The 13879-nt window shown below is 63.5% G+C and carries 13 protein-coding genes; 7 read left to right on the top strand and 6 right to left on the bottom strand.

The genetic code is table 11. From position 1 onward, the window contains the following. Positions 1-32: 32 nt before the first annotated feature. Together eat and NLX68_RS18565 are read right to left on the bottom strand one after the other, a co-directional pair. A complete protein-coding gene (gene eat / locus NLX68_RS18570; RefSeq protein ID WP_100782778.1) occupies positions 33-1481 on the bottom strand; it encodes an ethanolamine permease in 1449 nt (482 codons plus the stop codon). A 111-nt stretch (positions 1482-1592) separates the two neighbouring features. After that, complete coding sequence (locus NLX68_RS18565; RefSeq protein ID WP_254285162.1) at positions 1593-3113, bottom strand: aldehyde dehydrogenase family protein; 1521 nt, start codon at positions 3111-3113, stop codon at positions 1593-1595. 265 nt (positions 3114-3378) lie between these two features. Here NLX68_RS18565 and NLX68_RS18560 point away from each other — a divergent pair, with 265 nt between their 5' ends. From NLX68_RS18560 to NLX68_RS18545, 4 genes are all read left to right on the top strand, one after another. Beyond that, positions 3379-5349, top strand: a complete 1971-nt coding sequence (locus NLX68_RS18560) for a sigma-54-dependent Fis family transcriptional regulator (RefSeq protein ID WP_254285161.1) — start codon at positions 3379-3381, stop codon at positions 5347-5349. Between the two features lie 66 nt (positions 5350-5415). Then, positions 5416-6765, top strand: a complete 1350-nt coding sequence (gene mpl / locus NLX68_RS18555; RefSeq protein ID WP_010222881.1) for a UDP-N-acetylmuramate:L-alanyl-gamma-D-glutamyl-meso-diaminopimelate ligase — start codon at positions 5416-5418, stop codon at positions 6763-6765. After that, positions 6762-7391, top strand: coding sequence for a flavin prenyltransferase UbiX (ubiX, locus tag NLX68_RS18550; protein ID WP_159389202.1), 630 nt, complete (start codon positions 6762-6764; stop codon positions 7389-7391). The genes mpl and ubiX overlap by 4 nt, the downstream gene beginning before the upstream one ends. Then, the gene (locus NLX68_RS18545; RefSeq protein WP_254285160.1) at positions 7388-7675 is read left to right on the top strand and encodes a YceK/YidQ family lipoprotein; all 288 of its coding nucleotides are present in this window, start codon (positions 7388-7390) and stop codon (positions 7673-7675) included. Before ubiX ends, NLX68_RS18545 begins: the two co-directional genes overlap by 4 nt. A gap of 104 nt (positions 7676-7779) precedes the next feature. On the opposite strand, the gene NLX68_RS18540 is transcribed toward NLX68_RS18545, so the two are convergent. The 3 genes from NLX68_RS18540 to NLX68_RS18530 all read right to left on the bottom strand — a co-directional run bounded on the left by NLX68_RS18540 (position 7780) and on the right by NLX68_RS18530 (position 10722). Then, the gene (locus tag NLX68_RS18540) at positions 7780-8421 is read right to left on the bottom strand and encodes an oxidoreductase (protein WP_254285159.1); all 642 of its coding nucleotides are present in this window, start codon (positions 8419-8421) and stop codon (positions 7780-7782) included. Positions 8422-8447: 26 nt separating this feature from the next. Then, positions 8448-10178, bottom strand: coding sequence for a C13 family peptidase (locus tag NLX68_RS18535; RefSeq protein WP_254285158.1), 1731 nt, complete (start codon positions 10176-10178; stop codon positions 8448-8450). 88 nt (positions 10179-10266) lie between these two features. After that, entirely contained in the window at positions 10267-10722 is a 456-nt protein-coding gene (locus NLX68_RS18530) for a MaoC family dehydratase (RefSeq protein ID WP_010222886.1), read from the bottom strand. Positions 10723-10880: 158 nt separating this feature from the next. Between NLX68_RS18530 and NLX68_RS18525 the strand changes: the two genes are divergently transcribed. Genes NLX68_RS18525 through NLX68_RS18515 form a run of 3 tightly spaced genes read left to right on the top strand, consistent with a single transcriptional unit; the run spans position 10881 to position 12556 of the window. Further along, the gene (locus NLX68_RS18525) at positions 10881-11243 is read left to right on the top strand and encodes a CidA/LrgA family protein (protein ID WP_010222887.1); all 363 of its coding nucleotides are present in this window, start codon (positions 10881-10883) and stop codon (positions 11241-11243) included. Between the two features lie 2 nt (positions 11244-11245). Next, a complete protein-coding gene (locus NLX68_RS18520; protein WP_174242341.1) occupies positions 11246-11956 on the top strand; it encodes an LrgB family protein in 711 nt (236 codons plus the stop codon). Between the two features lie 9 nt (positions 11957-11965). Continuing rightward, the gene (locus NLX68_RS18515; RefSeq protein ID WP_159389201.1) at positions 11966-12556 is read left to right on the top strand and encodes an LON peptidase substrate-binding domain-containing protein; all 591 of its coding nucleotides are present in this window, start codon (positions 11966-11968) and stop codon (positions 12554-12556) included. Positions 12557-12559: 3 nt separating this feature from the next. Here the strand turns inward: NLX68_RS18515 and NLX68_RS18510 are convergent, their stop codons facing one another. Next, the gene (locus NLX68_RS18510; RefSeq protein WP_254285157.1) at positions 12560-13876 is read right to left on the bottom strand and encodes a bifunctional DedA family/phosphatase PAP2 family protein; all 1317 of its coding nucleotides are present in this window, start codon (positions 13874-13876) and stop codon (positions 12560-12562) included. Between the last annotated feature and the right edge of the window lie 3 nt (positions 13877-13879).

Genomic DNA, 13879 nt, shown 5'->3' with positions numbered 1-13879 from the left:
GCAGGGCTGGCCTGCGGCGTAGGTGGCGTTGATCAGTGCAGGGCCTCTTCGGCCTTCTGGATCGCGGCGAATTCTTCTTCCGGGGTCCCGGCGACCAGGTGGTGCCGACTGTAGAACGCAAAGTAGGCAATCAATACCGCATAAATCACCGCGGCGCCAATCACCACCCGTGGGTCGACCAGAAAGCCCGCCACCACCGCGATGCAGGCCAGCACCAGGGCCACGCCCGAGGTGAAGATGCCGCCGGGGGTGCGATACGGGCGCTCCATTTTCGGCCGGCGGATGCGCAAGGTGATGTGCGCGGCCATCATCAGTACATAAGACAGCGTAGCGCCGAACACCGCGACCAGGATCAACAGGTCGCCCTGGCCGGTCAGCGACAGGCCGAAACCGATGATCCCGGGGATCACCAAGGCCAGCACCGGGGCCTTGCTCTTGTTGGTTTCCGACAGCTTGCGTGGCAGGTAGCCGGCACGGGACAAGGCAAAGATCTGCCGTGAATAGGCGTAGATGATCGAGAAGAAGCTGGCGATCAGGCCGGCCAGGCCCACCAGGTTGACGAAACCGCCCATCCAGGTCGAGCCGCCGTAGGCTTTCGACAGCGCTTCAACCAGCGGGTTACCGGAGGCTTTCAACGCTTCGGCACCGGCGCCACCAGGGCCGACCACCAGGATCAGCAGGGCGAAGGCCAGCAGCACCAGCATGGCGCCGATCAGGCCGCGGGGCAGGTCGCGCTTGGGGTTCTTGGTTTCTTCGGCGGCCAGCGGTACGCCTTCGACGGCGAGGAAGAACCAGATCGCGTAAGGGATCGCGGCCCACACCCCGACATAGCCGAACGGCAGGAAGCTGCTGGCGCCAACGGCGTCGGTCTGGGCGATATCGAACAGGTTGTTGACATCGAAGTGCGGCACCATCGCCACCAGGAACACGCCCAGGGCAATGGCGGCCACGGCGGTGATGATGAACATCAGCTTGAGCGCTTCACCGACACCGAAGATGTGGATGCCGATAAAAATGATGTAGAACGCCAGGTAGATCATCCAGCCGCCGATGCCGAACAATGACTGGCAATAGGCGCCGATAAACACTGCAATGGCCGCCGGGGCGATGGCGTACTCGATGAGGATCGCCGTACCGGTAAGAAACCCGCCCCATGGCCCGAACGCGCTGCGGGCAAAACCGTAGCCTCCACCGGCGGTGGGGATCATCGACGACAGTTCCGCCAGCGAGAAGCACATGCACAGGTACATGGTCGCCATCAGCAAGGTGGCGAGGAACATGCCGCCCCAGCCACCCTGGGCGAGGCCGAAGTTCCAGCCGGCGTAGTCGCCGGAAATCACGTAGGCGACGCCCAGGCCCACCAGCAATACCCAGCCGGCGGCGCCCTTTTTCAGTTCACGTTGTTGGAAGTAGTCGGAGCCGACCTTTTCGAAGTCGACAGAAGAGCCTGCCGGCGCGCTGCCGGTATGATCGCTTGGCATAGGATTCACCTGTTCTTTTTATCAATACCGGCGGGTGCCGGTTTGTCTGGTGATGGTCTTGCAGGAAGCGAGCCAGAGCGGCCCCGGGATTGGAGCCGCCCTGTTTCTCGTTTAGAAGAAGCCCAGCGGATTGATGTCGTAGCTGACCAGCAGGTTTTTGGTCTGCTGGTAGTGATCGAGCATCATTTTGTGGGTTTCACGGCCGACGCCGGACTTCTTGTAGCCACCGAACGCGGCGTGGGCCGGGTACAGGTGGTAGCAGTTGGTCCATACGCGACCGGCCTTGATACCGCGGCCCATGCGGTAGGCGCGGTTGATGTCGCGAGTCCAGACACCGGCGCCGAGGCCGAACTCGGTGTCGTTGGCAATCGCCAGGGCTTCGGCTTCGTCCTTGAAGGTGGTGATGCTCACCACCGGGCCGAAGATTTCTTCCTGGAACACGCGCATCTTGTTGGTGCCCTTGAGCAGGGTCGGCTGGATGTAATAACCGGTCGACAGGCTGCCTTCGAGTTTTTCCACCTTGCCGCCGGTCAGCAGCTCGGCGCCTTCCTTCTCGGCGATTTCCAGGTACGAGAGGATCTTGTCGAACTGTTGCTCGGAGGCCTGGGCGCCGACCATGGTGTCGGTGTCCAGCGGGTCGCCGCGCTTGATCTGCTTGATCTTCTTCATCACCTCTTGCATGAACGCCGGGTAGATCGACTCCTGCACCAGGGCGCGGGATGGGCAGGTGCACACTTCGCCCTGGTTGAAGAACGCCAGCACCAGGCCTTCGGCGGCTTTTTCAATGAAGCTCTGCTCGGCCTGCATGATGTCTTCGAAGAAGATGTTCGGCGACTTGCCGCCCAGCTCGACGGTGGACGGGATGATGTTCTCGGCGGCGCATTTCATGATGTGCGAGCCGACCGGGGTGGAGCCGGTGAAGGCAATCTTGGCGATGCGCTTGCTGGTGGCCAGGGCTTCACCGGCCTCGCGGCCATAGCCTTGCACCACGTTGAGCACGCCAGGCGGCAGCAGGTCGCCGATCACTTCCAGCAGCACGCTGATGCCCAGCGGGGTTTGCTCGGCGGGCTTGAGTACCACGCAGTTGCCGGCGGCCAGGGCCGGGGCGAGTTTCCACGCGGCCATCAGGATCGGGAAGTTCCACGGGATGATCTGCCCGACCACGCCCAGCGGTTCATGGAGGTGGTAGGCCACGGTGTTGCCGTCGATCTCGGCGGCACTGCCTTCCTGGGCGCGCAGGCAGCCGGCGAAGTAGCGGAAATGGTCGGCCGCCAGCGGGATGTCGGCGTTGAGGGTTTCGCGGATGGCCTTGCCGTTGTCCCAGGTTTCGGTGATGGCCAGCAGTTCGAGGTTCTGTTCGATACGGTCGGCGATTTTCAGCAGGATCAGCGAGCGTGCCTGCACCGAAGTGGCGCCCCAGGCATCCGCCGCAGCGTGTGCGGCGTCCAGGGCCTTGTCGATGTCTTCGGCAGTGGAGCGCGGGAATTCGGCAATCAGTTGGCCGTTCACCGGCGAGGTGTTTTCGAAGTACTGGCCTTTGACGGGGGCAACGAACTCGCCACCGATGTAGTTCCCGTAACGGCTCTTGAAGGAAACCTTGGCGCCTTCGGTACCGGGATGTGCATAACGCATGATGTGTCTCCTGGCTATTGTGCTTGTTGGGAGGATGTAAAGCATAGAGCAAGGGTTGGGCCAGTGTAGGCGGCCTTAGGTAAATCAAGGGTTTGGGAGGTTTCTTCGCGGGTGGTGGCGGGGCGCTGTAGCGTGCCTGGCACAGCCTGGGTGACACTTTGTACCGTTGTTGACACAGGGTGTGACCCAACAGTCAAGCCAGCATTGCATTGCGCCGATGGGTGGAGGATGCTGGGCCTGTCTCGTCTGCGGAGAACAATAAAAAGTGCAGAGCAATCACCTCAGCCGGCATGCCCGGCAAGTACTCACTGTGACCCAGGGCAAGGCCCTGGCACAGGGCCCTGGCAGCGATCCGTCGATCGCTCGCTCGTGGTTGCGTTGCCTTGAGGACTATCACCTGGACCCGGCCCAGAGCATGGCCCCGACCGTGCTTGAACATGGCCGCGTGCTGGAAAGCCGCGAGCGCTTGCAGCAGGTGCTGCAGATCGCTGGCAACGAAATGAACAGCCTGCACCAGCAGCTTTCCGGCGCCGGCCATGCGGTACTGCTCACCGATGCCCGCGGGGTGATCCTCAATTGCGTCACCGCGCCCACCGAGCGGCGCATCTTCGAGCGTGCCGGGCTGTGGCTCGGAGCCGACTGGAGCGAAGCCCGCGAAGGCACCAACGGCATCGGCACCTGCCTGGTCGAGCGCCAGGCGGTGACCATTCATCAGGATGAGCACTTTCGTGGCCGTCACACCGGGCTGACGTGCTCGGCCAGCCCGGTGTTCGACCCGCACGGCGAACTGCTGGCGGTGCTCGATGTGTCCTCGGCGCGGGCTGAAGTTTCGCGCCAGAGCCAGTTTCACACCATGGCGCTGGTCAACCTCTCGGCGAAGATGATCGAGAGCTGCTACTTCCTGCGTTATTTCGAAAACCAGTACCTGCTGCGCTTTCACCTGCAGGCCGAGTCCGTCGGGCTGTTCAGTGAAGGGTTGCTGGCCTTTGATGGCGATGGACGGATTTGCGCGGTCAACCAGAGCGCCTTGAACCTGCTGGGCACCGTCCGCGGCGGCTTGCTCGGCAAGCCTGTGGATATGTTCTTCGATTGCTCCCAGAGCGAGCTGCTCAGCCGTGCCACCGCCCAGGCCAGCACCAGCTGGCCGCTGCGCACCCGCGATGGGCGCTTGCTGTTCGCCAGTCTGCGTGGCCAGGTACGGTCGATGGTGCCTGCGCTGGCGCCGCTTGCGACGCCAGTCAAAACCGAGAAAGCCGCGGGTATCTGCCTGGTCGACCCGGCCCTGCAGAACGATTTTCGCCGGGCGGTACGGGTGTTCGAGCGCGATGTGCCGCTGCTGCTCAACGGCGAGACCGGCTGCGGCAAGGAGGCTTTCGCCAAGGCCGTGCACTTGGCCAGCCAGCGCAGCGGCAAGGCGTTTGTCGCCCTTAACTGCGCATCGATCCCTGAGAGCCTGATCGAGAGCGAGCTGTTCGGCTATCGTGGTGGCAGTTTTACCGGGGCGCGCAAGGAAGGCATGCGCGGCAAGTTGCAGCAAGCCGATGGTGGCACGTTGTTGCTGGACGAGATCGGCGACATGCCCCTGGCCCTGCAAACCCGCTTGCTGCGTGTCCTGGAAGACCGCATGGTGGTGCCGATTGGCGGCGAGCCGCAGGCGGTCAACGTGCGCATCATCAGCGCCACCCACCGCAACCTGCTGGAGCGGGTCGAGGATGGCAGCTTTCGCGAGGACCTTTATTACCGGCTCAACGGGCTTGAGATCGAGCTGCCGGCCTTGCGCGAGCGCAGTGACAAGTCGCAACTGCTGGATTTCATCCTGGCTGAAGAGGCCGGCGAGCAATCGGTGAGCCTGGAGCCTGCGGCGCGCAGGGCGTTGCTCGACTTCGCCTGGCCGGGCAACGTGCGCCAGTTGCGCAACGTCTTGCGTACCCTGGTGGCGCTGTGTGATGACGGCTGTATCCGCCAATCCGACCTGCCAGCCACTATTGTAGGCGCAGCGCTGCGGTTACCCGACTTGCCCCGCGATAGCGGTCTGTCTGAGCCACCCCTTTGCGGTGCAAGCCCGCTCCGGCAGGGGGAAGGCGAATCTCCTTTGGAGGACGCCGAACGCAGCGCCTTGCTGGTCACACTCGAAAAACACCGCTGGCACATGACCCATGTCGCGGCGCAGTTGGGGGTCAGCCGCAATACCTTGTATCGAAAACTTCGCAAACACGGCATCGCCCGAGACGCTTGAGCGAAACACAGGATGCGATTTGTCGCGCCCTAGGCTACCCTGCCTCGACGTTTTGCGAGGTCGATCATGCACATTCATATTCTCGGTATTTGCGGCACTTTCATGGGTTCGCTGGCCGTGCTGGCCAAGGAGCTGGGCCATCGGGTCACCGGCTCCGATGCCAACGTCTACCCACCGATGAGCACTCAGCTCCAAGCCCAGGGCATCGAACTGACCCAGGGCTATGACGCCGCCCAGCTGGACCCGGCGCCGGACCTGGTGGTGATCGGCAATGCCCTGTCGCGGGGCAACCCGGCAGTGGAATACGTACTGAACAAAGGCCTGCCCTATGTGTCGGGGCCACAGTGGCTGGCCGACCATGTGCTGCAAGGCCGCTGGGTGCTGGCGGTTGCCGGTACCCATGGCAAGACCACCACCAGCAGCATGCTCGCCTGGGTGCTGGAGCACGCCGGCATGAGCCCGGGTTTCTTGATCGGCGGCGTGCCGCAGAACTTCTCGGTGTCGGCCCGTCTGGGCGGTACGCCGTTCTTCGTGGTCGAGGCCGACGAGTACGACAGCGCCTTCTTCGACAAGCGCTCCAAGTTCGTTCATTACCGTCCACGCACTGCGATCCTCAATAACCTTGAGTTCGATCACGCGGACATCTTCCCCGACCTGGCAGCCATCGAGCGGCAGTTCCACCATTTGGTGCGGACCATTCCGAGCGAAGGCCTGGTGATTCATCCCACCACCGAGCCGGCGCTGGAGCGGGTGATCAAGATGGGCTGCTGGACCCCGGTACAAACCACCGGTGAAGGCGGGCAGTGGCAGGTCAAACTGCTCAGCGCCGATGGTTCGCGTTTCGAAGTCAGCTTCGAGGGCGAAACTCAAGGCGTGGTCGAGTGGGAGCTGACCGGTCAGCACAACGTCGCCAACGCGCTGGCCACCCTGGCCGCTGCTCGCCATGTCGGCGTGGTGCCGGCCATGGGTATTGCCGCGCTGAGTGCGTTCAAAAGCGTTAAACGCCGGATGGAAAAGGTCGCTGAAGTGCAGGGCGTGACCATCTATGACGATTTCGCCCACCACCCAACGGCTATCGCCACCACCCTCGACGGCCTGCGCAAGCGCATCGGCGATGCGCCGCTGATCGCCGTGATCGAACCGCGCTCCAACTCGATGAAGCTCGGTGCCCACCGCGATGGCTTGCCGGAAAGCGTCAACGATGCCGACCAGGTGATCTGGTATGCACCGCCGAACCTGGGGTGGGACCTGGCCGCCACCGCTGCCGAATGCAAGGTGCCGGCCGTGGTCGCCGACAGCCTTGAGGCGATCATCGAACGGGTCAAGAGCCAGGCCAAGCCCGGCACCCAGGTGGTGATCATGAGCAACGGCGGCTTTGGCGGCCTGCACGGCAAGCTGGCCGAGGCGCTGAAATGAGCGGGCCGGAACGCATCACGCTGGCCATGACCGGGGCTTCGGGGGCGCAGTATGGGCTGCGCCTGCTCGATTGCCTGGTGCGCGAAGACCGCGAGGTGCATTTTCTGATCTCCAAGGCCGCGCAACTGGTCATGGCCACCGAGACTGATGTGTTGTTGCCGGCCAAACCGCAAGCCATGCAAGCCTTCCTCACCGAGTACACCGGCGCTGCCGCCGGACAGATCCGCGTGTATGGCAAGGAAGACTGGATGTCCCCGGTAGCCTCGGGCTCCGGCGCGCCGGCGGCGATGGTGGTGGTGCCGTGTTCTACCGGCACCCTGTCGGCGATCGCCACCGGCGCCTGCAACAACCTGATCGAGCGGGCTGCGGATGTCACCTTGAAGGAGCGTCGTCAGTTGATCCTGGTGCCGCGCGAGGCACCATTCTCGACCATCCACCTGGAGAACATGCTCAAGCTGTCGAACATGGGCGCGGTGATCCTGCCGGCGGCACCGGGCTTTTATCATCAGCCACAGACCATCGATGACCTGATCGACTTTGTCGTCGCGCGGATCCTCAACGTGCTGAACATTCCCCAGGACATGCTGCCGCGTTGGGGTGAGCATCATTTTGGCGCGGATGAATGAAGCGTCAGCTTGGCGTGGTGCTGCTGTGCTTGATGGCTAATGGTTGCGCCAGTGTGCGTACCCTGGATGCGGCCAAGCCGGGAGCGCCGGTGGTTTATGCCGGAACGCGCCTGGACTTGTACGCCCTGAAGGGTGGCTGTTGCGCCATGGACCGCTTTGGCGCCGAGGCGCCGAAGTACCCTGGGCTGGATCTGCCGGGCAGCGCCTTGCTCGATACCTTGCTGCTGCCGCTGTCGGTGTTGACCGCGTTGGGGGTTGGGTTTCAGGCGACGGGTGGGTTGTAACGGCTGGCCTCATCGCCGGCAACGCCAGCTCCCACAGGGGGGGGAATGCAGATCCTTGTGGGAGCTGGCCTTGCCAGCGATGGGCTGCAAAGCAGCCCCAAGGTTTACTTGCCCAACCTGCGCAATTCATCGGACTCGACAATCCGAACCCCGTCCTGCTCCTCCAGGGCCAAGCGCCACAACGCCCTGGCCAGCTGGCACGCCTCAATCCCCCGGTATTTACCCGGAATCAGCTTCGACAATGGGCCGGCCAGTCTCTCCGACAGCCGCGGCTCGAGGCGATCACCCAGCAGCAGCGACGGTCGGGCAATGGTCAACTGCGGCCAGTCCTGCGCCTTCAATGCGGCCTCCATTTCGCCTTTGACCCGGTTGTAGAAGATCGGCGATCTGCGGTCGGCGCCCAGGGCGCTGACCACCAGCAAATGCCGCGCGCCCATCTCCCGGGCGCGTTTGCCGAAGGCGACGACCATGTCCAGGTCGACCGCGCGAAAGGCCGGTTCCGATCCGGCCTGCTTGATGGTGGTACCCAGGCAGCAGAAGGCGATGTCGACGCGACCCGCCAGTTGAGGGAGGAACACCGCCGGATCACCCACCGGGTTTTCCAGGTGCGGGTGTTCGGCCAGAGGGCGACGGGTTGGGGCTAATACGCGGCTGACGGTAGGCTCGTTGAGCAGCCGATCAAGTAAATGTTCACCGGTAAGACCGGTGGCTCCGGCAAGCAGGATGTGCTGAGGCGTCAAGTACATGATGTCTCTCCCTTGATACAGTCAGCTTAGTGGTTGCTCGCATTTTTTGCATGCTCGCCTGATGTGCCCGCGTCACTTTGCAACGCCTTGCGCGCCTGCTGCTGGCGCAGTCGCTGCCAGTGCTCAAGGACTGCCTTGGGGGCCCAGATCTGCGGCTCGGAGGCATCAAAGCCTTCGATCGACTCGCGTTCCGAAACGGCGGTCCTGGCCCGGTCAAAGGCCTGCTGCAGATCATCGGTCTGATTCAGGGCCTGGGCGAACAGGGCGTCACCGAAATAAGTGAAATCGGCCTCTTCCGAGCAGCCGAACGACACGCGGTCGGCGCGCGAGGCGGTCATGATCAGGGTTTTTTCGTCCTTCAGCGGGGCAATATACCCACCCGAGTAACAGGCCGAGATGACAATGATCTTGTCGCGGCCTTTCAGCGGCGCCAGGGTTGCGGCCAGGGCATCGGCGGGCAGGTCGGCCAGTTGCAGGCGCGGCTGGTCGAGTACCAGCTCGTGTTCGTGGCTGCCGTGGCTGGTCAGGTAGATGAACACCAGGTCTTCCGGCCCGCTGCGTTCTGCCAGGGTGCGCACGGCGCGGGCGAGATTCTCGCGGGTGGCCATGGGCCGGTCAGCGAGGTGGTCGCGGTGGTTGACCAGGCTGACCTGGCCGATCGCGCCAAAGCGGCTCTTGAGCATGTTGCTGACGTAGTCGGCCTCGCGCAGGAACACGCTCTGCTTGCCATCGCCGCCCAGGGCCAGGCTGTACAGTTCGATTTCTGGGGTCGAGGCCGGTACTTTCGCCAGGGCCTGGTCGAGCAGGCTGCCCTGGTTGAGCAGCGCCAGCTCCAATGGGTCGGGCAGCAGCTTGCCGTGCTCGTCGCGCACGCGCTGGCCGTTGAGCCACAGGCCGCTTTCACTGCGCCCGTCGACCAGGGTCAGGCGGCCATTGCCCTGGTAGGTATCGTTCTCGAAGCCGCCGACATACACGCTGCCGTCCGCCAGTCGCAGGCGCCCGTTACCGGAAAAGCGCCAGTCGCGAAAGTTGCCCTTGTAGTGGCTGTCGTCGCTGCCGATCAGCTCGCCTTTGCCGCTGAGCGAGCCATCTTTGAACTGGCCGATCCATACGTCACCGTCGGCGTTTTCGTAGCGGCCACGGCCTTCCAGGCGATTGTCATGAAAAGCGCCGATGTACTGATCGCCCTCAGCGCTGTTGAAGGTGCCGCTGCCTTCGAGCTGGCCATTGACGAAATGGCCGCTGAACTGGTTACCGCTGGCATCGCTGCGGATGCCTTCGCCATTGGGTTTGCCGCGGGCGAACAGGCCCTGGTACTGGCTGCCGTCAGCCAGTTCGAGATGGCCGGCGCCGTTGTACTGGTCGTCCTTGAACTGGCCACGGTAAAGCAGGCCGGGCTCTTTCAACGTGCCTTCGCCATCGCGGCGGCCAAGCTTGAAGCCGCCGGTGTAGCTGCTGCCTGGCGTCTTCAGGGTGCCCAGGCCGTGGAACAGGCCCTGCTGGAACTGGCCACGGTAAACCTCGCCATTGCTACCGTGCCATTCACCCTGGCCATGCCACTGGCCGTTGAGGAAGTTGCCTTGGTACCAGCTGCCATTGGGGTAGTCGATGCGCCCGGCGCCTTGCAGCAGACCGTCGACCACTTCGCCACGATAGCGGCCGCCATCGGGCAGGCGCGCATCAGGGGGCGACAACGGTTCGCCGTCACCGCAAGCGGCCAGTAGCAGGGTCAGGGCAAGAGGAACGAGTGGGCGCATGGCGGGGTCCGGACGAGTGAGGCCCCGAGTATGCCGCAGAATGCGGCGGGTGAAACAGTCGCGAGGACGGTTTCACCCAGTGCCAGGCTCAGACGAAGCAGAGCGACAGCGGTTCGGCAATGTAGGCGGGTTTTTCCTGGCCTTCGATTTCCAGGGTGGCGGTGACCTTGAGCAGCCATTGCCCGGGTTTTTTCTCGGTGGCGTCGGCCAGGTCGACCTTGAGCCGCACCTTGCTGTCGACCTTCACCGGCTGGATGAAGCGCACGCTGTCCAGGCCATAGTTGACGACCATCTTCAGGCCTTCAGGCAAGACCAGGATGTTCTCCATCAACTTGGGGATCAGCGACAGGGTGAGAAAGCCGTGAGCGATGGTGCTGCCAAATGGCGTTTTTGCCGCCTTGATCGGGTCGACATGGATGAACTGAAAGTCGCCGGTTGCCTCGGCGAACAGGTTGATGCGCTGTTGATCGATGGTCAGCCATTCGGAACATCCCAGTTCCTTTCCAACGTACTGCGAAAGCTCTGCAACAGGTACATAGGGCATTGTGACTCTCCAGATTGTCTTTGGTTTTCTTATGACTTCGGCAGATTCGAAAGTCTAAGATCAGCACGCCTGCCGGGTGTGGTCAAGTCGGCCAAGATCGGCTTATAGCCCGGTCGTTAGCGTGCTTATAATGGCCGCCAGGCTTCAAGGAGATGCTTATGCTGTTGCGTGGTTTGACCTGGCTGGTGTTGTTCCAGTTGCTCGGAACGGCGATCAATCACTTGTTCGTGCCGATCCTTCCGGGGCCGATCATCGGCCTGCTGTTGCTGCTGGTGTACCTGATGCTGCGGGGTGAAGTCGGTGCGCCCCTGAGCGAGGCGGCCAACAGCCTGCTGCGTTACCTGCCATTGTTGCTGGTGCCGCCGGCGGTGGGCGTGATGGTCTATGCCGCGGACATTGCCGCGGACTTCTGGGCCATCGTCGGCGCGCTGGTGCTGTCGGCGTTGCTCACCCTGGTGTTTGTCGGCGTGCTGATGCACAAGCTGATGGCCCGTCAGGACAATCAGGAGGAACAGCCATGAGCCTGGACTGGAGTGGTGCCGTCGATGCCGTGATACACCATCCGCTGTTCGGCATCGGCATTACCCTGGGTGCCTATCAACTGGTGCTGGCGGCCTACGAGAAAACCCGCTGGATCTTCCTGCAGCCGGTGCTGGTGTCGATGCTGGTGGTGATTGGCGTACTGCTCACTTGTGGCCTGACCTACAGCGAGTACCGTAAAAGCACCGAGATCATGAATATCCTCCTGGGCCCGGCGACCGTGGCCTTGGCGGTGCCGCTCTACCTTAATCTGCGGCGCATTCGCCAGCTGTTCTGGCCGACCTTTACTACGCTGGTAATCGGAGGGGTATTCGCCACGGGTGCCTGCCTGTTGCTGGGCGGGTGGTTCGGCGCCGAGCACATGATCCTGATGACCATGGCGCCCAAGTCGGTGACCTCGCCAATTGCCATGCTGGTGGCTGAACAGATTGGCGGCGTGGCGGCGCTGGCGGCGGTGTTCGTGTTGATCACCGGGGTGATCGGGGCGATTTTCGGCCCCGCGCTGCTCTCGCGTTGCGGTGTGCACAGCCCGGAGGCGCGTGGCATGGCCCTGGGCGTCACCGCGCATGCGGTGGGTACCTCGGTGGCGCTGCAGGAAAGTGAAGAATGCGGGGCCTTCGCGGCCCTGGCGATGAGCCTGATGGGGGTTGCCACGGCGGTGTTCCTGCCCCTGGCGGTCAGCCTGGTTGCTTGAGGAATTGCAATGACGTTACCCCTGTTTCCGCTCAATACCGTGCTGTTTCCTGGCTGCTTTCTCGATTTGCAGATCTTCGAGGCGCGCTACCTGGACATGATCGGCCGCATCATGAAGCAGGGCGGTGGTTTTGGCGTGGTATGCCTCCTTGAAGGCGAGCAGGTCGGCGCTGCGCCAACAGGCTTTTCGCAGATTGGCTGCGAGGCGCTGATTCGCGACTTTCAGCAGCAGGACAACGGCCTGCTCGGGATTCGGGTCGAGGGCACCCGGCGCTTTCGCGTCGGGCCGTTCGAGGTGCAGAAAGATCAGTTGCTGGTCGCCGATGTGTCCTGGTTGCCGGAGCTTGCCGATGAGCCACTGGAAGATGACCATCACGACTTGCTGGCGCTGCTGCAGGCGCTGGGTGAGCACCCGATGGTCGAGGCCTTGGGCATGCCGGTAGCGGTGACCGGCCAGCAGGCGCTGGCCAATCAGTTGGCCTACTTGCTGCCTTTCGTCGAAGAAGACAAGCTCGACTTGCTGGCCATCGACTCACCGCGCAAGCGCCTGGAGGCTATCCAGGCGCTGCTCGATCGGCTGCAGGGCGAGCTGTTTGCCTGAGTCTCAGTACTGGTAGCGCAGCAGGGCGTGGGGCAGTGAGTGCAAGGCGAAAAACGCCAGCAGGGCGACGCAGGCCGGCAGGATCAGCCACCACACCCGTAGCGGCAGGGCTGTGAGCGGCTGGCGATTCTGGGTCAGGGTCAGGCTGGTGGCGCACACGCAGCAGGCGAGCATGGCGCCGGCGAGGATGTCGGTCGGCCAGTGCGCCCCCAGGTACACCCGCGACAGCGCGATCGACAGCGCCGGGATGCAACCCAGCAGGATCCAGGTCAGGCGCATGCGTGGCGGCTGTCCGCGTCCGGCCAATACCGCCAGCACCAGAAAGAACGCAAACGACGCCGAGCTGTGGCCGCTGGGCATGCTGTAGGTGGTCAGCGGGTCGGTCAGTACTTGCGGGCGCGCCCGGGCAAACAGCCATTTGAGGCTGCCATTGGCCAGGGCCGTGCCGATCAGGGTGCTGCCGGCGAAAATTGCCGGGCGCCACTGGCGGGCCAGCAGCAACAGGCCGGTGAGCAGGCCGCCGAGGAAGAACTGGGTACGGAAATCGCCGAGGCGGGTGATCAGCACCACCGTGCCGTCGATGGCGCGACTGCGGTTTTCCTGGATCAGGGTCATCAGGCCCTGGTCGAAGTGGGTCAGGTACGGCCAGCCGAAAAACAGCCCGGTCAGGGCCAGCAGGCTCATCCCGGCAATCAGCCGGGTGCCGCGGCGCATACTGCGCAGGCTGCTGTTGATGCTCAGGCCGATCAGCACTGCCAGGCCGCCACCGACAACCCCGGCTTGCGGCCAGAACCCTTCCGGCAATGGCAGGCGCATGGCCGCGCCAGTGGCCCAGCCTGGTAGCAGGTAAGCCACTGCCCAGCCGGCACCGGCAATCAGGCTTACCGCAATAAAGCGCGGCAGCGGCATGTCGAACATGCCGGCGACCATGGGCAGCATCGGCCGCAGCGGGCCGATGAAGCGCCCCACCAGCAGGCTGGCGATGCCGTAACGCTGGAAGTAGGTCTCGGCGCTGCCGATCCACTCCGGGTGATGGCGTAGCAGTGGCAAACGGCGGATGTTCTGGTGAAAGCGTCGGCCCAGGGTGTAGGAGATCGCATCACCCAGCAGGCCGCCGGCAAAGCCCAGCAGCAGGGTTTCGCCCAGGCTCAGGGCGCCGCTGCCGGCCAGTACGGCGACGGCGAACAGCAGGATGGTGCCGGGGACAATAATCCCGGCAATTGCCAGGCATTCCACGCAGGCCACCAGAAAAATGGCCAAACCCAGCCACTGCGGGTTGGTGCTGAGCCAGGTGGTCAGGCTGTCGAGCCATGGGCCCATCGT

This window comes from Pseudomonas sp. SBB6 (assembly GCF_024213215.1).
GTDB lineage: Bacteria > Pseudomonadota > Gammaproteobacteria > Pseudomonadales > Pseudomonadaceae > Aquipseudomonas > Aquipseudomonas donghuensis.
This window is presented reverse-complemented; position numbering and strand designations above follow the sequence as displayed.